Annotated in this window: 15 protein-coding genes; 5 read left to right on the forward strand and 10 right to left on the reverse strand. The window is 53.5% G+C overall.

Annotated elements, in window-relative coordinates; all coding sequences use genetic code 11:
- Window positions 1-26: 26 nt before the first annotated feature.
- The 5 genes from IPI29_10600 to IPI29_10620 are packed head-to-tail and all read right to left on the reverse strand — an operon-like array spanning window position 27 to window position 7,436.
- Window positions 27-923, reverse strand: a complete 897-nt coding sequence (locus IPI29_10600; GenBank protein MBK7412991.1) for a hypothetical protein — start codon at window positions 921-923, stop codon at window positions 27-29.
- 31 nt (window positions 924-954) lie between these two features.
- Window positions 955-1,722, reverse strand: a complete 768-nt coding sequence (locus IPI29_10605) for an enoyl-CoA hydratase/isomerase family protein (GenBank protein MBK7412992.1) — start codon at window positions 1,720-1,722, stop codon at window positions 955-957.
- Window positions 1,723-1,737: 15 nt separating this feature from the next.
- Window positions 1,738-3,699 carry a S8 family peptidase gene (locus IPI29_10610; protein ID MBK7412993.1) on the reverse strand — a complete coding sequence of 654 codons (1,962 nt, stop codon included), beginning with the start codon at window positions 3,697-3,699 and terminating at the stop codon, window positions 1,738-1,740.
- On the reverse strand, window positions 3,617-4,552 hold the full coding sequence (locus IPI29_10615; protein MBK7412994.1) for a S8 family serine peptidase: 936 nt from the start codon (window positions 4,550-4,552) through the stop codon (window positions 3,617-3,619). Before IPI29_10615 ends, IPI29_10610 begins: the two co-directional genes overlap by 83 nt.
- 1 nt (window position 4,553) lies before the next feature.
- Window positions 4,554-7,436, reverse strand: a complete 2,883-nt coding sequence (locus IPI29_10620; GenBank protein MBK7412995.1) for a S8 family peptidase — start codon at window positions 7,434-7,436, stop codon at window positions 4,554-4,556.
- 23 nt (window positions 7,437-7,459) lie between these two features.
- On the opposite strand from IPI29_10620, the gene dnaX reads away from it, so the two are divergent.
- The 5 genes from dnaX to IPI29_10645 all read left to right on the forward strand — a co-directional run bounded on the left by dnaX (window position 7,460) and on the right by IPI29_10645 (window position 12,179).
- Complete coding sequence (gene dnaX / locus IPI29_10625) at window positions 7,460-9,172, forward strand: DNA polymerase III subunit gamma/tau (GenBank protein ID MBK7412996.1); 1,713 nt, start codon at window positions 7,460-7,462, stop codon at window positions 9,170-9,172.
- Window positions 9,173-9,176: 4 nt separating this feature from the next.
- The gene (gene bcp / locus IPI29_10630) at window positions 9,177-9,647 is read left to right on the forward strand and encodes a thioredoxin-dependent thiol peroxidase (GenBank protein MBK7412997.1); all 471 of its coding nucleotides are present in this window, start codon (window positions 9,177-9,179) and stop codon (window positions 9,645-9,647) included.
- Window positions 9,644-11,248, forward strand: coding sequence for a TatD family hydrolase (locus IPI29_10635; GenBank protein MBK7412998.1), 1,605 nt, complete (start codon window positions 9,644-9,646; stop codon window positions 11,246-11,248). Before bcp ends, IPI29_10635 begins: the two co-directional genes overlap by 4 nt.
- A 6-nt stretch (window positions 11,249-11,254) precedes the next feature.
- Window positions 11,255-11,875, forward strand: a complete 621-nt coding sequence (upp, locus tag IPI29_10640; GenBank protein MBK7412999.1) for a uracil phosphoribosyltransferase — start codon at window positions 11,255-11,257, stop codon at window positions 11,873-11,875.
- Window positions 11,876-11,963: 88 nt separating this feature from the next.
- Complete coding sequence (locus IPI29_10645; protein MBK7413000.1) at window positions 11,964-12,179, forward strand: hypothetical protein; 216 nt, start codon at window positions 11,964-11,966, stop codon at window positions 12,177-12,179.
- Here IPI29_10645 and IPI29_10650 read toward each other — a convergent pair.
- The 5 genes from IPI29_10650 to IPI29_10670 form a co-directional block, all read right to left on the reverse strand.
- Window positions 12,164-13,297, reverse strand: coding sequence for an aminotransferase class V-fold PLP-dependent enzyme (locus IPI29_10650; GenBank protein ID MBK7413001.1), 1,134 nt, complete (start codon window positions 13,295-13,297; stop codon window positions 12,164-12,166). The genes IPI29_10645 and IPI29_10650 overlap by 16 nt on opposite strands.
- 43 nt (window positions 13,298-13,340) lie before the next feature.
- Window positions 13,341-15,278, reverse strand: coding sequence for a hypothetical protein (locus IPI29_10655; GenBank protein MBK7413002.1), 1,938 nt, complete (start codon window positions 15,276-15,278; stop codon window positions 13,341-13,343).
- Window positions 15,275-18,940, reverse strand: coding sequence for a choice-of-anchor D domain-containing protein (locus tag IPI29_10660; GenBank protein MBK7413003.1), 3,666 nt, complete (start codon window positions 18,938-18,940; stop codon window positions 15,275-15,277). The genes IPI29_10655 and IPI29_10660 overlap by 4 nt, the downstream gene beginning before the upstream one ends.
- Window positions 18,941-19,004: 64 nt before the next feature.
- Window positions 19,005-19,784 carry an ATP-binding cassette domain-containing protein gene (locus IPI29_10665; GenBank protein MBK7413004.1) on the reverse strand — a complete coding sequence of 260 codons (780 nt, stop codon included), beginning with the start codon at window positions 19,782-19,784 and terminating at the stop codon, window positions 19,005-19,007.
- Entirely contained in the window at window positions 19,781-21,574 is a 1,794-nt protein-coding gene (locus IPI29_10670) for an ABC transporter ATP-binding protein (protein MBK7413005.1), read from the reverse strand. The genes IPI29_10665 and IPI29_10670 overlap by 4 nt, the downstream gene beginning before the upstream one ends.
- Window positions 21,575-21,594 lie beyond the last annotated feature (20 nt).

Raw genomic sequence — 21,594 nt, forward strand, 5'->3', positions numbered from 1 at the left:
CATGGGGAGAGGTTATTCACAGGCACTCAATCGTAGAGCTTCTTCACCTTGCCGATCTTGACGGTCAGCGTAGGGATATGTGCCGCTGATGTGACTGGGATCTCCGCCGGCGTGGTTGCCTTGGAAGCCCCCTTCTTTGACTTCTTCGATTTCTTGTCGGTGGCTGCAACAGGTGCCGCAGCAACAGGTGTTGCTGAGATCGGCAGAGGAACGTAGACATACGAAATGCGAACATCTCCGGACTTAACGTCTTTCAACATTTGCTTGACCGATGAGATGCGGTCCTGAACTAGTTGAATGTTCGGATCTGCCGGATCAGCAGGTCGAATAGGTTCTTCAGGTGGTGTTTGCCCCTTCTTCACCTTCTTGACGGCCTTTGCCCAAGCGTCGTGCTTTTTTTTGAAGTCAGCGTCGGATGCTGCCTTGATTGCTGCAAGCTGATCTTCATCAGGAGCAATGTTGACAACGACATTCATTTCCTGATTAGCGCGCAGAATATCAGCGAGTTCCGTGATCTGTTTCCGTCCGGGCTCTGAGAGCGCGGGAACATTCTTTTCAAATCCGTGCTGAACAACGCCTAAAGAAGCCCCTTCTACGAGTGTCCGCACGGTGATGTCATTCTTGATGATGCGATACTTCTGTGCTACCGGGATCTCAACATTCACTTCCTTGCGGTAGATGTTGTATCCGGAGAGCGCAAGCTTGTGTGTACCTGCTTCTGATAGCGTTTGGAGGTATGACCCGTCCTTGGAGTTCGAGGAGATCGAGATGCGCTTACCGGATGGTGTAAAGATGAAGATCTTACACCCTATCGGTTGGCCAGTGACCTCATCTCTCACAAAACCTTCGAGATTGAGATTGGCTTGCTGTGCCGAAGCAATGGATGAAGCCAAGGCGCACACGGCCGCGGTTACAACGAACATTCGTCGAATTGATGTTTTCCCTACCACAACTTCATCCCTTTGGTGATTTCAGAAACGTTGCGATACCTTGTTTACAGTCATCCGTCTGACGTGCCAAGGCGTTCATTACTGTTGCATAGTGTAATCCTGCATCGAGCGACATGCCTTGCACGGCACCCAGCATCATCTTGCTCATGGCCATCGCAGAACTGCTGTTCTTTGCGATCTGACGGGCCATCAACATTGTTTCGGCCTCCAGATCTTCGTCGTTCACAACCTTCGTTATGAGACCGAGGCGCAGAGCCTCTTCAGCATTGATATTCTCGGCTGTAAGAACCAATCGTCGAGATTGAGTGTCCCCGATCTTCCGCACGAGGTAGACAAGCACAATTGCGGGAATGAAGCCGATGCGCACTTCAGAATAGCCAAAGAGCGACTTCTCACGACCAGCGATCACAATGTCGCATACCGTAGCTAAACCGCATCCGCCGGCAATAGCGGCACCATGAACCTTGGCGATGACGGGTTTCGGACAATCCACGATCGACTGCAGCATGTCTTTCAAGGCTGTGGAATCAGCCAAATTCTCCAACGGCGAATTCTCCGTGATCTGCTGGAGATAGGCCAGATCCGCTCCGGCGCAAAACGCTGATCCCTCGCCTGACAGAACGATGACCTTGACCGACTCGTTGGATCCCATCTGCAGAAAAGCCGCATGCAGACCTGCCACGAGCTCAGCGCTGAGAGCATTTCGCTTGTCCGCACGATTCATCGTGATCGTACCAACGCCATCTGCTGCCGATGTAAGAACAATATCCATACCGTCAAAGATACTCTACCGAACAACAACGAATGACCAGGTCCAAGATCGAAGATCGTCTGAGAGACGGATCTCATAGGTCCCAGATGCCAGTTCACTCACATCGATCGGCTGAATGAAGACAGAGGTTGCAGTCTCCGCATCGAATTGGCGCACGATCTGACCCAACGAGTTGTAGATGGTAAAGACCGCCGTGCCCACCGGAACGTCTTCAACAGGCACATAAAGCACCGTAGACGAAGGGTTCGGAAAGACACGTGTTCCCGTCGACGTGAAGAGAGTGTCCACCGGAACAGCATCGAGATCACTCTGAGAGGCGATATCCATTGCCAGCTCAACAGTTGTGTCGATCGCAATAACATGGCGGAATGACCTGCGATGTCCGGTTGGAATGGGGCTTGTGAATCTCATACCCACGATGGCCGACACATCATTCTCACCGTCATACTGCACTGTATCGGGATTCCGGAAGATGTTGAGCTTCATCTCCGTGGTGAATCCGCCATAGGTGGTTGTATTGTCCAGACCGCAGTGGATCGGCCTAGCATCTTGATATCTCGACGCAGACCGCAGGACCACTACGGGTTCGGAACCTTGCGTTGACGCAACGATCTGTGACCCATCACCGCCGAGCCAGGTAGTGTTCTTGGCGGGCTGTGTGCCCAGATCCCAATCATAGAACCATGCAACCGAGAGATCATGCAAGGTCTCTGCGCTGGTATTGGTAACTGTGGCATCGATGACGAGTACCGATGTCAATGTATCGAGAACAATGTTCAGCTCTACCTCAACACCGATCTTCAATGAATCCGGAGCATCATCATCACGCACGATCCCGCGATGTTCATCCGGTGCAACGAATCGTTTTACCGGTCGGAAGTGGTCGTTCACTCCTCGCCGCGCCCGCACGGCGTCTACAACGCGACCATTGGCATAGACCATCAAGCCCCCTTCATAGAGCTGACCGCAGAACTGGCCGTAGGTAAGCCCTGCACCTTGACCGCGTTGTAAGTCTGTGTTGCCGATACGCCCCCTATCGCCGATGCTCACAAGCATACGCGGATTGTACAACGTGCTGAATGCGGGAGACGGTGTGATGGAGAATGAAAAGCGTCGTTGGACATCACGGTCATCGGCGTCAACACCAAGCAGGTCGAGCACTGCATAGGTAGCGGTATCGGTCTGCCTCTCTACAACAAAGGCAAGGGGCGGTAGGGTAACATCAGCTCCGCTGCCAGCCGAAATGTTGAGAACTGAAGACGTTGTGATCGGTCGCACGCCGGGAATTGCAGTACCAGCCAACGTCACATTACTTCGTTGGGAGAGGGTCCACGGTGCAAGGGCATTTCGCATCGAGACCGCTGCCATCAAGGTGTCTCCCACCGTCCAGCGTTGTGATCCACTGGCTGCCCGAAAGGCAACGGTATCGAGGGCAATGGAAACGACCGAGTCTGGATCGTTCGTTACAGCAAGGAGTGCATTGACGCGTCCACGGGGTAACAGGAGAGAGTCGATGGTTGCCGGAATGTCCTTCCATGGGCGCTCATCAACAGCCTCGCGGACCATTGCACATGCCTGCAGCGGGTCAAGTCCCGGATACTTCGAACGGACTAGTGCAACAAGTGCAGAAGCGATCGGAGCGGAGCCGCTTGTGCAGCAGAAGCCGAAATAGAGTCCGTCGTTGCCCGTGGTCCATGAGTCGTGTCCGGGCGCCATTACATCTACCTGTGGGCCGTGACCGGACATCGTGATCACGTTGTCGTATGGATCCACAACACCAACACTGAGCACTCCCGGATAACTGGCCGGATAGAACGGAGCTGCACTACCATGATTTCCGGCAGCCGCAACCACGGCCGTCCCGCGTGCGATGGTATAGGCGATCACATCTTCATCAATACATGACGGAGATTGACCTCCCCACGAACAGTTCACAACATCGATGCCATTTACGGCGCAATAGAGGATCGACTCCATACCCATAGACGATGCCGGTGCTATTATCTGGCATTGTGCGAAGCGGGAAGATCCTACAGTTTCGTGCGATACCTGCGATGCCAACGTTGTTGTCAACAGCTGCTCCGCAGATACCTCCTACACCCGTGCCGTGACTGTTATTCGGATTGAAGGTGTTACCAAAGGTGCTGTCACCGGGCGATGCACAGAAATTGTACCCTTGTTTATCATCAACATATCCGTTGTTATCATCGTCAACACCGTTGTTCGCCACCTCACCAGCCCGATCAAAGAGGACACTTGCAAGGTCTTCGTGTTCCTGACGCAGACCACTATCGCTGATGCCGATCACAACCGTGTCGGATCCTGATTCAATGTCCCATGCATCGAAGACATTGATCGTGCGAAGCAGCGCTTGTTTATCGCGTTGCGGATCATTCGGTTCGCCGGTAAGCTCCATCACGCACCAAGGAGCAGCACACTCGATAGGACCACACCCAACACGCAGCATGCCGATAAACCGCTCTGGGGGAATCGTTGCGGCATCGTACTGCACCACATAGGAACGCAGCAGCCGCTCCTCGATCTGCAGTGCACGCGCATAGTCTTTTGCTGTTGTGCGTGTGGAGCGATCCATCACATCACGATACGTGAGCGAGTGTTCAATGGGGAGGAGGGGGCGCACCACTCGCAGTCCCATGGACGCAAATACAGTCTGAGCCGTACTCGCTGCCTCAGCGGTGAGACGCACCTTCAGCATACCGGCAACTACGGGCTGCGGTCGACCGGGCGGCTCGGCAGGCAGGTACGTCATCTGCGCTACACAAACGTGGGCAACAACAGTCCAGACAATGACAAGGGTGAGTAGCCGCATCTTAATGCATCACCAGAAGTGTTCGCACCATCATTGAGCGATCGGTCTTTATGACCGCTGAATAGGTTCCTGAAGGGATCAATGTAACGTTGAGAACGGCATTCATCTCGCCCCCTACTTCAACTGACAGCACGGTCCTGCCTGTGATATCCGTGAGCTCGATGGAATTCATTGGAACCGTGTTCACAAAGGTCACATTCTCTGTTGCAGGATTTGGCATCACGAGCAACGCGGCCTGGTTGTTGCTCTCCGAAACACTATTCGGTGAGGTCAGCGTCTCGCGAACCACTCTTGCAGCATCTGCCTCCGTTGCCCCAACACCGATCACCACGATGTAGGTGTGGAAGTCTTGGCTCGCCATCGATCCCGGGAAACGCATTCCGATCACGCTGCAGAGATCACCGCTGGCTGTGGTCTGGATATCTTTTCCGCCTTGCAGCAGCGTGGTGATATCAGCATCGGAGAGTCCGTCACTATCGTCGATCCGTTCGCTGTAGAGCATTGCCGCGGATTGGGCGATGGCGCTGGACGTGCTGCTGTATACGGCTTGACAGATCGCAAGAGGGTAACTCACACGTGTGAACATCTGCGCTGCGGCATTCTGCCCTAGGAGATTGGCCGGGATGGCCTCTGGCGCCAGCCTCGAAAGATTGCTCGCACCGCCGGACCCGATATCCCAATCCAGGAAATACCCGGAAGACACATTGGTGAGAGCCGTGCCTGCTACATTCTGCACACGAACACTGAAGACTGTGGCAGCCACGTCGAATCCCGGGAACGTACATTTCTGGGAAACGTTCATTCCTATCCTGCGAGATCCTGCATTCTCATCTGTCATGATATTGGTGTTCTGCTGCGGGGCACTGAATGGCTTTACCGTGCTGAAGTCTGATTCATACGGTTCACTGTCCTTGTAGCCGGAAATGGCTCTACTGTCTCCTTCAGAGAGAATGAAGCCGCTCGGGGAGATAAACGTGTAGCCTTGTTTCCAGCCGAAACCCGATCCTTGACGAGTGGTAAGGATCGAATTATAACCAACGGTACCATTGTCGCCCATTGAGTACACAAGCTGCCCATTTTCAAACTGGGCCATAAAGGCAGGTTTGTTGAGGTACCATAACGCTCGGTCTACGTAGTCTCCATTCGTAATATCGAGCGTGAAGATCAGTGGGCGATCCGGACTGATCACGTCGATGATCAAGATGAAGTCTGCGGTCCGTTTTGTCTCCCCCGTTGCCATTGAACCCACTGTTGAAACATCCTGCAGAAAGCGAATCGTCCAGCCGTTCTCTTCAGCGATGGAAAGCTTTGTGGTAAGATCTGCAACCGGTCCGAGATCATTCACGAGGTCGAATGCTACGTAGAGAGTATCACCAACAAAGAAGCGATCTGCACTTCTGCCGTTCGACCGTTTCGTGATGGTTCGCGAAATGCGCACCGCGGGGATCGACATTGGGGCCGTCTGAACGGCTTTCAGCATGTTCATTCTGCCAAAGAGGACCTGTGCATAGTTCACATTTTTCGCAGAGATGTCATCTGCGGTTCGTCGGATCAGCGCTGCCGTCTGAGCAGCCGAAAGCTGAGGATACTTCCCGCGGACAAGTCCGGCTAGACCCGTCACCATCGGAGCAGCAAACGAGGTACCGCTGATCCCATTTGACGTATATCCGCCGCCAACTTCGGTGGTATATGCACCATTTCCCGGCGCCATCACGTCAGCATTGAGACCGAGACCGGAGCTGAACTCCACATTGTCAAAGCGGTCGGTTTCGCCAACACCCATCACTCCTTCGTAGGCTGCCGGATAGTTCAATTCGCGCCAACCTGATCCGCTGAATCCATCCCCGTGGTTTCCTGCGGATGCCACAATCAGAACGTCGTTCGCGGTGCAGTAGTCGATCACGGATTGATCAACGGCAGATGCCGGCTTTACGACGCCCCAACTGGTGTTGACAACCTTGAATTTTCGTTGTGCCGCATAGATCAGTGACTGATAGCCGTAGATGATACCTGTTGAATTGCGCATTCCAGCTTTCATCGGAAAGAACCTTGTGCGGAACCCTGTGCCGATGATGCCAATACTATTGTTGGTGGCGGCTGATGCGAGGCCTGCAACCTTGGTGCCATGACCGGCATTCGACGTATTGAAGGTGTTGCCTGGGGATGTCCCATCCAGGGCACTTGTCAGATTGCATCCGAGGTAATCATCTACGTAGCCGTTCTGATCGTCATCTACTGAATTGTCAGGGATCTCAGCTGTATTGGGTGCAATGTTCGGAGCTAGGTCCTCATGGATCTGTGAGACTCCGTCATCACTGATACCGATCACGATGTTGGCGTTACCTTCATAGACAGCCCAGGCCTCTAGAGCCTTGATCACGGAAAGGTACTGTTGGTTGGTTGTTTCAGGGTCATTGGGTGCGGCAAATACATCTGCCACATACCACGGTTCGGCCAATTCTACAACATCACTGTATTTGGAGAGCAAGAGACTCACCGCGGCCATTGGGTGACGTCCACCTTCAAGTACGAGGGTGAACGTTCTCGTAAGTTTTTCTTCGGCATTGTAGAGAGCAGCGTTTTGCGGAGATGTTTTCAACAGCTGCTGGACATCCCTACCCAGGGGTTGGAAATAGACCGTTCTTTCCGGCGCCAGATATTGACCATCTACCTTGAATCCTTGGGGGAGAATGGCCGAAACTTCGTTCACAGAGCGTAGCTGGCGCATGCGTACGATGATGTGGTTGGCCCGGATCTTCAGATCTCTGCCGTTCCATGGGATGGTGAGCTGCGATTCGGAGAACTGAGCAAGGGCAGGAACCACGCCGTAAACGGCAAGTCCGATGATAACGTGGACAAGTAGATGCCTCATGAGTTTGCCCATGGCGGTCCTATTTCGCAGTTTGGATGGTTGCATCACAGAAGACTATGTCAGAAGAACAACGTTACATCGTTACAGCTCGGAAATGGCGTCCACTTCGGTTTTCCGACGTGGTTGGTCAGGAGCACATCACCACAACCCTCAAGAACGCGATTGGAACGGGGCGCATCCATCATGCATACCTCTTTACCGGACCGCGTGGAGTTGGCAAGACCACTTGTGCCCGGATCCTTGCTCGCGCGCTGAACTGTACCAATAGCGTCGACCACGAACCGTGCAATGCCTGTCAGTCCTGTACGGACATGCTCGATGGCCGAAGTGTGGACATCATTGAGATCGACGGGGCATCGAACAATTCGGTGGATGACGTTCGCAAACTACGCGACAACGCGAAATACGCGCCGATGTCGGGCAGATACAAGATGTACATCATCGACGAAGTACACATGCTGTCCACGGCCGCGTTCAATGCGCTTCTCAAGACGTTGGAAGAGCCCCCTGAACACCTCATCTTCGTTTTTGCGACCACTGAGATCCATAAGGTACCGGCCACCATCCTGAGTCGATGCCAACGTTTTGACTTCCGCCGGATGGAAATCGAGACCATAACAGGTCATCTTCGACATATCGCCGAAGCTGAAGGGATCAACGTTGACGAGGCATCGCTTGTTTCCGTAGCCAAAAAGGCCGACGGGTCGATGCGAGATTCACAGTCCATCTTTGACCAGGTGGTGTCCTTCTGTGGGAAGACGATCACGATCGCCGATGTGAGTGCCGCCCTCCATCTCATTGATCTTGACTTCTTCTTTTCTCTGAGTGAGGCTGTACGTCTTCACGATGTGCCCAAAATGTTCTATCTGGCACGGCAGGTGGTACAGAGGGGCTACGATCTGCAAGAGTGTTTGATCGGACTACTCGAGCACTTCCGCAACATTCTCACCGTGATCACAACCCAGGGTACGGGTCTTATCGAAGAATCTGCCTCAGACCTAGCCCGGTATTCGGAAGAGGCCGCGCTGTTCACACAAGCCGATGTGCTCCGGATCATGACGTTCATCACGCAGGGAGAGGCTGTCCTGCGTCAGAACCCGCCGCAGCCACGTGTTCGTTTTGAATTCACGCTTGTGCAGCTGGCTTCCATGGATTCAGCGGTTGACCTCGGTAAGGTCTTAGCCCAATTGGGATCGGCTGGACCTTCTGCGCCTCGTCCGGCAGCACCACCGTCTTCGCTGCCAAGTACGGCATCGCAAAGTATTGTAGGGGGCGTGGCAGCTGCTCAGCCCCTTCCCATACGGATCGGGAACCCGGTGGTGGTGCGATCACATCAAGCGCCTGTGAATTCGATGTCGTCCGGTAATCTGGCCAAGCGTTGGAACGACGTTCTGGAATCTCTTCCCGAGCATCTGACCTTTGTGAAGTCATCTGTGAAGCAAAACATGCTCACCGTAGACTTTACGGATGTAGGCATCGTTCTTCGACCGCTGGCCGAGATCGTCCATCATCGTTTGGAAGATAAACTTGCCGCGTTAAAGGCTCATCTTGTTGCAACCTACGGAGTTGCACTTGGCGTACAACTCGTAAAGCCGCGCGGTGTAGATCGTGGTTCTCAGGCCAACGATAACGTAGCCACTCCTTCGTCTTCGTCGGCAACTCCGGCAACAGACGAAGATCTGCTGCCAATAGAACGCACGCTCATCGAACTCTTCAAAGCACGCAGGGCATCAACGCCCGGGAACTGAACACATGGCACTCGCAGAAGGAACAAAGGCACCCTCATTCAAGGGGGCGACGGACAGCAATGGGTCATTCGCAACTAAGGATCTGAAGGGGCTCTGGACGGTTTTGTATTTCTATCCCAAAGATGATACAACTGCCTGTACGGCCGAAGCATGTGATTTTCGTGATTCCATGAAGCGTCTTACACGAATTGGAGTTCAGGTAGTAGGGGTTAGCCCGGACGCTATTCCTACCCACGAAAAGTTCAAAAAAAAATATGACCTTACGTTTCCGCTTCTTTCTGACCCCGATCATTCGATCTGCGAGGCATTCGACGTGTGGAAGGAGAAGTCCATGTATGGTAGAACGTACATGGGCGTGATCCGCTCTACCTACCTCATCGATCCAAAGGGCATCATCGCTGCCGTGTTCGACAAGGTGAAGGTAAAGGGGCATGTTGATGCAGTGATCTCAGCGCTAAAGGAGCTCGGAGCGTGATCGATACACACTCGCATATCGATGCAGATGCATTTGATGAGGATCGCGATGCGATGCTCCGCCGCGCCCATGATTCTGGTGTTGAGATGATCGTTGTACCGGACATTCAGCCATCGAGACGGGCAAAGCTCAAGGATATCGTTGATTCGTATCCCTTTCTCGTGCGTGGCGTAGGCATTCATCCGCACCATGCGGGCGAGTGTACTGAAGAAGATCTGGTCAACCTAGAAGCACAATGCACCGAACCCAAGGTTGTGGCCATCGGCGAGATCGGCCTGGACTACTACTATGACTTCTGCAGTCCCGACGTTCAGAAGTCGTACTTTCGCGAGCAGATCCGCATCGCGAAACGGCACGATCTGCCCATTATCGTGCATAATCGCGAGTCGGATCAGGACGTTCTCAACATCATTGAGGAAGAGCAGGACGGAACTCTACGGGGTGTTCTCCACTGTTTCTCAAGTGATGTCTCGGTCCTTGAACGGGCACTTTCCTTGAACATGCACATCTCGTTCACTGGGAACATCACGTTCAAGAAATCTACACTCAACGAAGTGGTACAACGTGTACCGATCGACCGGGTGATGATCGAGACTGACGCCCCGTACATGACCCCTGTGCCGCATCGAGGCACCAGAAATGAACCATTCTACGTCCGCCTTGTAGCGGAGAAACTAGCGGAGATCAAAGGTATGTCCCTGAAGGAAGTGCTGACCACAACAACATCAACGGCGCGGCGGTTCTTTGCCTTGATGGCCGTTCTCCTTCTGTGGTCGATGACCGCATCGGCGCAGCCCAAGAAGCCGATCGACGAAGAGTACGAGAATGACACGGATTGGGAGATCGCTCTTGAGAACTATGAGATCGACTCGATAGGGTGGTCCAAATTCGTCAAGCCACGTAGCTTTGGTTTTGGCTTCACGATCGGTTCGAACACCGTTGTTGAGCAACAGACCTACACACAGCGATACTATCGTGCTATTCAAGGAACAACAACACCTCAGAGCTGGGTAACCTTCCCCCAAGACAGCGGTCCATCTCGTTCCTTTTCCTACGACGGACTTCTCAGCTTTGGCGGCACGGCGATGTATCAAGCAACGGACCGTATCCTTCTCGAAGCCACCTACATTTATACAAAGAATGTTGGTGATCGTGAGCTCTATGGCCTGCCCCCTATTGTAACGAACATCATTGAAGGGTCGTTCCTGTATACGCTCAACCCGTATAACAAGGTAAACTTCGTACCGCAAGCCGGTGCTACGTTTGCGGCTCAAAGTGACGGCAATGTTTCTAGCACTCAAATTGGTGTGAACGTAGGCATGGGCATCGGAGTGAACATCCCTACACCTATCGGCCTCTTCTACCCGATGATCAACGTTCGCTTCAATTTCATGCTTGGAACCAGTCGCGATGTGATCATCGGTACCTATCCTGTGATCGAGGGCGAGGACGCTACATATACAGTCGAGGATCCGAACAGCCCCGGCGTATTGCTACATTACAACCCAGAGAATCCGTCTCAATATTCGGTGGATAAGGCAGACGTTACAACGATCTACTCAATCCCGCGACTATCGATCATGTTCTTCCCGCAATTCTAGCGCAAGATGTCCATCATCCTCTCGGGCACTGCCTTGTCTACGGATCTTGCAACGATCCGGAATAGCGCTGCACCGATAGACGTGTTTCGAGCCGCCGTTCATCGCATCGGTCTTCACCTTGCCGTAGAAACGTCTAGGCACCTGCCCGCAAAGGAGATCACGGTTACGACGCCGATCGAAGAGACACAATGCAATGTGATCGACGGTTCTGTGGTGATCGTGCCCATCCTTCGAGCGGGCCTCGGTCTTCTCGATCCGTTCCTTACGATCTGTCCGGATGCCTCTGTTGGATTCATTGGTCTCAAGCGAAACGAGGAGACTCTGGCACCTGCGGAATACTACAGGAATCTGCCGCCTTCGGACCAGTCTACCACCTTCATCGTCATCGACCCAATGCTTGCCACGGGCGGGAGCATGACGGCTACCTTGACACTCCTTCGGCAACTGCCGCACCAACGCATCATTGCGGCCTGCCTCATAGCGGCGCCGGAAGGCATCAAGCGCATCCAAGACGACCATCCGGATGTGCTGCTCGTATCCGCAGCCCTGGACCGCGAGCTCAACGCCGTGGGATACATCATGCCGGGCCTTGGAGATGCCGGCGACAGACTTTTCGGCACACTCTGACAAAAGTCAGTGTCGAAAATCTCAAACCTTATTATGTTACTGGCAGTTCATTCATCTAGTACGATCTTCCACTTGGAAGGAGGCCGATATGACAACAATATTTCGTTTTGGCAAGCATGTGGTGCCATTCACAGACATCCACGACATCAATGTGGAATACAAGTACCACGATATGGAGGTCTACGTTGATCTCGAATTGAACGGTGGCGCACAGCTTAGCCTCAACCTGCCGGACTCTTTGACCTTCATGGAACAATTCCTGAAGAAGATCCGCGAGGAAAAGAACATTCAAGTGCCTGCGTAAGGCATCTCGCGTTGGTACATTTGCACCGCATTCACTAGTCGATCGATATCCGATGATGTAGTGTGGGCGTGAGTGCTACAACGAAGGATCGGACGGCCAAGCCATCGATGGACAACAACCTCGATGGCTTGTTCTGCATACAGCCATTGTTTCATGTGATCCGTGTCTGTTGAATGCGGAAGCAGGACGGCTGCCATCTGCAGCTGAGGATCCTGCCCATCTGCGCATAGTGGTTCGATCCCGTTGATGGCTATCAAGCCTTGCATCGCCATCTGCGCCAGCGCGCGACCATGCCTCTGAACGTCATGCCACTGCTGCTGCCTCATCCATTCTATCGCGAATGGAACACTAAGGAAGGGGCTCACATCTCGCGTACCGAGATATTCATGCTCATCCACAAAAGCGCCATCACCGGCCGTTGGGATCTCATTCCCCCAGCTTACAATTAGCGGCGGTATCAAAGGTTGCAGATCGGGTGAGACCCATAAGAACGCAGATCCCTTTGGTGTACACATCCATTTGTGACAATTGGCTGTGTAGATATCTGCATGTAGGGTTGACAGGTCAAGCGGGATGTGTCCGGGTGCATGCGACCCGTCCACTACGGTTCGTATTCCGGCTTCGCGCGCGCGCGCGCAGAGGACCTCTACCGGTATGCGTACTGCCGTTGGAGAGGTGATATGGCTGAGAAAGAGAACCTTGGTACGAGGCGTCACCATACTCCATATCAGCTCCGCGATCTCTTCGGAACTCGGAACCGGAAACGGTATCTCGGCACGCACATATCGTACCCCTTTTGATACACAGTACTGCTTCCAAGCGCGATCACATGCACCGTACTCATGATCGGTTGTCAATATCTCGTCACCAGGTTGCAGTATGTTGCCAAATGCGTGAGCCGCGACATTCACACCGAAGGTTGAATTCGTGATGAACACAAGATCTTCGGGCTGCGCACCTATGTAATCCGCAAGCGCCTCGCGCGACGTTCGCATCAGTCCCGTGAGTTCACGGAAGAACAGAACGGGTTCACGTTCAAGTCTTTCGATCCATTTCCGTTGCTCATCAAGGATGACACGCGGGCATGCCCCGAACGATCCATGATTCAGAAACACGATATCGTCGCGAAGCAAGAAGTCCGAGTGCGAAAGCATGAGATCCCTATCGAATGATAGCACGCACACTTCGGTTGGATACACGATCCATCGGAGTGGTATTGGCTTCTGCCGTGGTGCAGATGGTAGTGATGAACACATCTTGCTCTCGAACACCGAGGAGTTCAACCGCTGCACGCGCTCTGCGCTGAACAAGATCGGCATTGTAGTCAGCAAGGCCACAGTTGTCGGCACTTGCGAGCAAGGAGACCTTCTTGCCATCCTTCAGTGCCTTACGCACCTCAGCCACACCGTCAGTATTCGTGGTGATGAACGTTGTGCCGTCGAATGCAAAATGACCGAGGAGGATCGGTTCACCTTCGAGACGTTGCGGAGTGACCGTTGTTCGGACCTCCGAGCGCGACTTCACGCGTGGTGCAATGATGACCACATCGTTGGACGACGCGATCCGTCCGGTTGTGTCCTTCGCAGTTCCCTGCGCTTCAAGGACCTCTGTCTGGCCTTCAGTAAGGAGCAGTCGCTGTGGAAGGACCACAGAATACACCGGACCTGAACCCTGAACGGAGAGATCGGTTCCTGCAAACCGGGCTCGGAGCTGCGTTGCGCAAGGTCCGGCTTCACACGTAACGAGGTGGGCAACCGGCAGGATGATATCCGAAGCAGACCTTGTGGTGTCTCGCTGGATCACCGGGATCACCATCGCACGATCATTGATAAGGAAGGAGACCGATCGTTGTTCGTCGAGCAGCTCAGGATACTTCGCTTCCGTTGCTCGTTCCGTGCGCACCGTCATTCTTGCATCGATCAAGCCAAGCTCTCGAACAACCCATGAAACACGCTCGCGGGCCAACGGTGCTGCCTCGTCAGAGGCAGACGAGCCGATGATCGTGATGCGATCATTCGGATGGCTCTGCATGTATGATCGCACGGCCGTAAGAACATTCTGTTGGTACATCCCGAGCTGAGAGCTCGAGGCAACAGGTATCGTACTGTTCTTCTCAAAGAAGAGCACAGGTGCTGCTTCATAACTCACGGTAGCTACTACCTCGTTGATAGCAGCAACATCGATGGTATCGCCCTGGGCTGATCTTCCCTCAATGCGTACCTGTGATCGCAGTTCTGCTATGACCGGAGGAGGAGGTGGTGGTGGTGGCGGTTCCGGGGCAGGCGGTGGCGGAGGAGGTGGTGGTGGCTCTGATTTCGGCAACCGATACTGCACAGTTGCACCGCCTCTGAAAGTGCTGATCGTCCACGGAACGGACGAGACAACATTCGTAAGGCCAAGCTGATAGCGGATCTCCGGGGATACTGTGAGACCGTCACCGAGGTTGATCTCGTATGACAGTCCAAGAACGATCCCTGCGTACAAACCGGACGCATCCGGAAGAGCCCCTTCCGAGATATTGCGCTCACGCGACCCATTCTCAAACGTATACCCTGGGTCGGATGGCGATGTCAGTGCTTGCTTCTGAGCATAGGATGCACCCAACGGAATACCCGCCAACACTCCGATATGGGCACTCAGCGGGATCGAAGGTAGTATGGGAAGGGAGACATAGGGTTCAATTCCGATCACGCCGTACGATGCATCGAGCTCGTGCTCAACCAGACCTTGGGTCACCGTTGATCCGTTGATGATGTTTCCTACGAACTCGGACTCTGTGAAGGTACCAGAGAGCATTTGATACGACGCCGCGATTCCGACGTACATAGGCCTATCGAACAGTCCGGCAGAGAGCTGTGTTTCGATCCCTGCATTGATCGTGAGGCCGAAGCCACTTCCCGACGAAAAAGACACACAACAGTTCGGTACAACCGGCAATGCAGAAAAATCACCGCTGTGCATATTCATACCAGCAAAGGCACCACCGAAGAGTCGCAAGGATGTTCTGCCGGTATCTGCAGTCTGAGCCGCAGTAGTTCCAGAACCGATAACGAGAGCACTGATCAAGGCGCACGTGCAAAGAAGAGGACGTACGCTCATCGGATAACGACCACTGATGATGATGTAATATTCGTACCAACATGAAGGAGGATCATGTGGACGCCAGGAGGTAGATCGTGGGTGTCGATCATCAGATCCGTTGTACCGCGAGTCAGCTGTACTTGACGCGCACGATGAACAACACCTTGTTGATCACTCAATGTGAATGTTGCTAAACCATCGAGATCCGTAACAACCGTTACCCGAACATCATCTGATGCCGGCTGTGGAGAGACCGATGTGATGGCCAAAGCGCTCGGATGAAGGATATGTCGGTTCGGGTCGGGATTGAGGATCCTGAGGAGCCCCTTTTCATAGGTCATGGAAACGGCGGAACCGTAGGCAATGGCCGTTGAGTCAAATGTGAGTTCCGAAGAATCGATCTCCGCAAGTCCGGCCGGGCCTACCAAACGAGCTATCTCTTGCGTACGCGAATACGACCCTGTTACGCGGAACCGTATGTGACGAAGTCCGCCAATGATATCCTGAGAAACGATCTCTGTGGGTCCCAGATCACTGTTGATCGAACGGGCGATGAACAGTCTGGGATTCACCTGCATCGTTCCCTCGAAGGTTCGCTGTCCATTGTACGTAATGCTCTCTACAGTTGTGGCTGTTATCGGTATCACGACGTCACCGCGCGGATCGGCACTCACCGTTGGGGCCGTGATCGTTGATGATCCTGTATACGCCGCGAGTTTGATGTTCAAGGACGAGGCACATGGAGTAAATGCCAATGCCAACGCATCGTTCACACCGATCACTCCACCATCATATCGTACACGCAGGACGATCGAATCATTCCCTCTGATCGTGATCGGAACAGGTGTGAGAAGTGTGAAAGGGGCTCCTGCATTGACCACAGCAGATCCGAGCACTACATCATTCGATGAGCGGTTCGCGAGAACAACATCGCGTTCGGTGATCTCAGGAATAAAGGCGAGTACCGGGTGCGACAGAGCGATGTCTGCACCGGAACCATATCCTGTTACGCGAATGCTTCGTGTTACACTGATCTGACCGGCATACGTGATCACTACCTCGTCTGTATCTCTCCCTGCCGTTCTTGGAACGAACAGGATCTCCACGTTCAGCGTAGCACCGCTTGCAAGGGTAGCACCCGGTGTATAGCCACGAACTCTGAACTGCGAAGCAACACCCTTTCGCATTGCAATACCATCGATCGTAACTCCGATCGGATCATTATTGCGAACAAGCGGAACGGAGCGGACAGATGTGTCTCCAACACAGATGTTTCCGAAGTCCGTCATGTCACCGCCAAGCGTCAGATCACGATCAATGGAACGCACAATCACCGGCACAGCGAAGCGAACGCTGCATGCAGAAAGGATCAGCGAATCAACCAGGAGCCCCGTATCTCGTGGCATCGCTGTGAATCGGACGCTGAGGCACTGTCCCGGCGGGAGTGTGTCATTGGCGATCGTTTCGTTGAGTGTGAGCCAGGAACCTGCAAAGAGCACTCCGCTTTCGAAAACTGCTGGAACAATCCCGTTGTTGCAGATGGTTGCTGTTACTGTGGTATCGAGGTTGGTTCCGATGTATCTGGTACCCATGGTGATGGTCACAGAGGAAAGATCCAACGGAAGGATACGGAAGACTCCGTCGCTCATATCATTCTCCGGGGTGATGATACGGCGGAGAAGAAGATTGTCTTGTTTGTCTACTGAGCATGAAGCCAGTGTCGAACCGTCCGGACCGTATTCGATGTCGGTCATGATATCTCCATGACCTGGCATGTTTGCGATCGGGCCGGCCATGGTGCGGTTGAGGATGTCGTACTGCTGCACCTGCGGCTGACCGGCAAATCCAAGGGTTAAGAAGGTCTCACTTGGATTGAACGTAAGGCCTACCGAATTGCTTCCTTCACGATAGACGACACGAATGAGCGTCTCAGCTTGCGTGTCATAGATCATCGTACGTTGCTCTTGCGGATTGTTGCCTGCTCCCGGATTGGCGATCCCGGCTAGTGCGATCAGGCGTGTGGTCCGCGAAAGGCCAACGAAATTCGGAGCCGGACCGCCGGCGTTTGGCAGATCAGTAGCATAGCGGGAGATCTCGTTCTTTGTACTCGGGTCTATCCGTACGACCATTCCATCGATCTGAGCAACCGTAAGAACGTTGTCTGCCAGCTTTGCGGCGGCGGATGGTGACGAGAGAAGGATAGGAGCCTGCTCTATAAGTGTAGCCGCATCATAGACACGGATACGTCCGCCCATGGTTCCAACGGCAAAGGCACTCAAACCAAGACTATCAGTACCTATCTCGATCACATTTGGCAGATCAACATCCATTCGAGCATCTGGACTTGTGTTCCCGAGGGTGAAATGTTGGAGCTGGTCTTTAGCCGGACTTTGCCGATCGATCACGGCAAGGATGTTGCGTGATCGTCCCACGAATGCGAGTCCGGAGATCTTTGTTGCCGGTGCAACAACTCCATCTGCAACGTAGGTGTTCACGATCGTTGATGAAACGATATCCCATTCAGCGATAGTACCATCCGCATAGGCAACGGCGAGGAACCGTCCGTTGGCACTGAAGGCAAGGTTCGTAGCTGATTGAGCCAGACCGCGAAGCCAGCGAGCACCGGAAGCCCCTTGCTTCTGATAAACGCGGATCCGTGCACTGTCTGAATATTCAGATGGGATCCGCCATACGATCACGGAGTCGAGAGTTGAGTCAATGAACTTCCAGGACCTGCCGTTGTCCGTTGTGTATTCTGCGTGTGTATGGAATCCTTGAATGGCTCCGGTCCATCGAATGTTCACACTCTGACACGGTGTTAGGTTCTCTCCGCCATTCGGTGAAGTAACCTGAAGCACAGTGGTTGCTTTGTATGACGGTGCATTGGCGAACACCATCACGTCGAAACGTGCGCCACCTTCATATACAACCGTTAGCACGTCGCTGATCGGTCCCGTGGCCTTCGGCGAACAATACAGATCGAATCGATAGTCACCTCCTGCCTCCACGGAGACGGGAGGGGGCTTTGTACCATACGAACCCTTCCAGACGATCCGGAAGTTGTTCGTTTTTGTCATGATCGTATCAATGCGAAGATTCCGTTCGTTGCCATTTGCTGCACGTGTTGCTTCAAAGGCCCGCACATTGAGTTTGCGCATGGAGTCAACGCCCACAGGTACATCGCCGAAATCGATATACAGCGGCACGCGTTTAAACGAACTGTCCATCACGAATACCGACCCGCCACGATCCGGAGCAAGGTTCCACGTTACGGGCAATGATCCTACGTCCCCATTGTTTACGGCGTAGAGAAAAATGCCGCCACTTACCGTAGTTGGAATGGAATTGAGAACAGGGTTGAATTGCGATGTTGCGTATTCGGCGATATAGGTTCCGTTGCTCTCTTCAATGAGCTTTGAGACACCTTTGTAGGCATTTACTTCCAGGATGTAGACATCTGTGGAACGCAAGGTTACAGGTTGCCCGGCTCTGGTGGCACGGAACCTAACGCGAAGCACAGGATACTCGGAAGCGTCTATGAACGACCCAACACCAGGGATCGAAACACCGGTAAGTGTAAGCTGTGCAACAACTTCTTGCCTTGCAAAAGCGAAGAGACCCGCCAGAAGGCAGGCCAGAAGAAGGTTGCGAGTAATGACGTTCGTTGTCGGTTGAGACATCAAATGGGCTTTCCTGTGAGCCGTAGAGACGCCGCAGCGCCCAATACTGTTACACGGTAAGGGGTTAGGACGTGACAAATCGAGCCAGGAATTCAACGACCACGGGGTCGGTAGAGGCCTGTAATTCGGGTACGGTTCCGGAGAACTGTACCACTCCACTGTCGAGCATGATCACGTGGTCTGCGATGTTGTAGACACTGAACATATCGTGGGTGATCACCACGGACGTCACATTCTGCGAATCCGCAACATATCCCAACAGGTCATCGATCTGCTGAGATGTAACGGGGTCGAGCCCGGTAGTGGGTTCATCATAGAAGATGTAGGTAGGCTGACCAACCAGCGCGCGCGCAACACCAACACGTTTCTTCATTCCGCCGGAGAGGTCGCTTGGCTTCTTTGTTGCAAGGATCCTGTACTCACGTTCAAAGGTCTCTGCATCCGTTGTGGATGGATCCGGCACAAGGCCAACTGCACTGAGGACACGACGTCCTTCAGCATCAAGCATGGACTCATCTGTTTCTCCATGTTCAACGAGACCGATGACCACGTTGTCGAAGACCGACATTGAGTCGAACAACGCAGCGGCTTGGAACACGTATCCGATACGCCGGCGCATCTCAAAGAGTTGATCCTTTGTGAGCTTGCTCACGTCATTCCCATCGATCGTCACCGTGCCGGCATCGGCATGCAAGAGGCCAACGATGTGTTTCAACAGAACACTCTTACCGCAGCCAGATCTACCGATGATACAGGTAGTCTTGCCGTTGGGGATCGTCATGTCTACGCCGCTAAGCACAACCTTCGATCCAAAAGCCTTCTTGATGCCACGTAGTTCGATCATGCTATCGGACGCTCCTTTGTTCGCGCACGGATCGCATCAAGCGTTCCTGTAGGAATGGCGTTGATAAGCTTGCGTGTGTAATCGTCCTTCGGAGCGTCGTACAATTCATTCGACGTGTCCATCTCCACGATCTTACCGGCATTCATCACTGCGATGCGGTCGCTGATGAACTTCACAACCGAGAGATCATGCGAGATGAAAATGTACGTCAGCTTGAATTCATCACGCAGATCAACAAGCAGATTGAGCACCTGCGCCTGCACCGACACGTCCAAAGCACTCACACTTTCGTCGCAGATCAAGAGCTTCGGTTTCAGTGCCAGTGCGCGGGCGATGCATATGCGCTGACGTTGCCCACCGGAAAATTCGTGCGGGTAATTCGAGAAGTGTCGAGGTAGAAGGTTCACCTTATCGAGAAGATAGAGGACGTGTTCCTTCCTCTCAGCATCATTGGCACCGATGTTATGGACAGACAGAACCTCCATGATGGCACTGCCAACACTCAATCGCGGGTTCAGCGAGGAATACGGATCCTGGAAGATGATCTGGAAGTCTTTACGCATGGACTTGAGGTCGGTGGAAGCAAGCGCTCGCACGTCTTTCCCATCGAACATCACACTTCCGCCCGTTGGCTCTACTAGACGCAATATCGCGCGTCCGGTGGTAGTCTTCCCACATCCGGATTCGCCAACGAGTCCCAGTGTTTCACCCGGCTTTACGTTGAAGGTGATGCCGTCCACTGCCTTTACATGTCCTGATGTGCGACCAAAGATCCCCGACTTGATCGGGAAGTAGACCTGGAGATCTTTTACATCGAGAAGGGGCTTCTCTGTTGCCAATGCAGCGTTGCGCGCGGCGATCTCCTCACGCGAGAACTCCAGTTCATGCACGAGCTGATCTACAGACTCTTGCGAACGAAGCGTGATCTCGCCAGTCTCCGATTCGTCCATGAAGTCGCGGACGGTTGGAAGGATCTTCAGTTTCTTATCGAGTCGAGGGCGGCACGCCAGGAGCCCCTTCGTATACGGGTGCTGAGGGTTCTCAAAAATCTCTTGCACTGTACCTGTCTCAACGATCTTTCCTTTGTACATCACGATCACATCATCGGCGATCTCAGCGATCACACCAAGGTCGTGCGTGATGAACATCATGGACATTCCATGCTGACGTTGGAGATTCCTCATGAGGTCGAGGATCGTAGCCTGCACGGTCACATCCAGCGCCGTTGTTGGCTCATCGGCGATCAGCAATGACGGATTGCACGACATCGCCATGGCGATCATCACGCGCTGCTTCTGTCCGCCGGAGAGTTGGTGCGGATACGATGTCATCATCGATTCCGGACGAGGAAGTTTCACTTCCTTCAACAGCTGCAGAGTGCGTTCGCGGGCCACGTCCTTGCTCACGTTCTGGTGCAGCCGAATGGCTTCGATGATCTGGTCGCCGCAGGTGAACACCGGATTGAGAGACGTCATCGGCTCCTGGAAGATCATCGCGATCTTGTTGCCGCGGTAGGTGCGCATCTTCTCTTCGGAGATCGTCAGCAGGTCGGTGACCAAACCGTCGTCCTCATGAAAGAGTGCCTTGCCACCCGTAATGCGTCCGGGAGGGGTTTGGATGAGCCGCATGACACTCAAGCTCGTTACCGATTTGCCTGAGCCGGACTCACCAACGATGCCTAGCGTGCGACCCTTGTGGACCGTGAAGGAGACATCATTCACCGCCTTGACGTCATAGATGTCAGAGCGGAATTCCGTTACGAGGTTGCGAACCTCAAGAAGTGGTGCCATAAGGGGTCAAAGATACCGAA

The sequence above is a fragment of the Ignavibacteria bacterium genome (assembly GCA_016707005.1).
Taxonomy (GTDB): Bacteria; Bacteroidota; Ignavibacteria; order Kapaibacteriales; family Kapaibacteriaceae; genus UBA10438.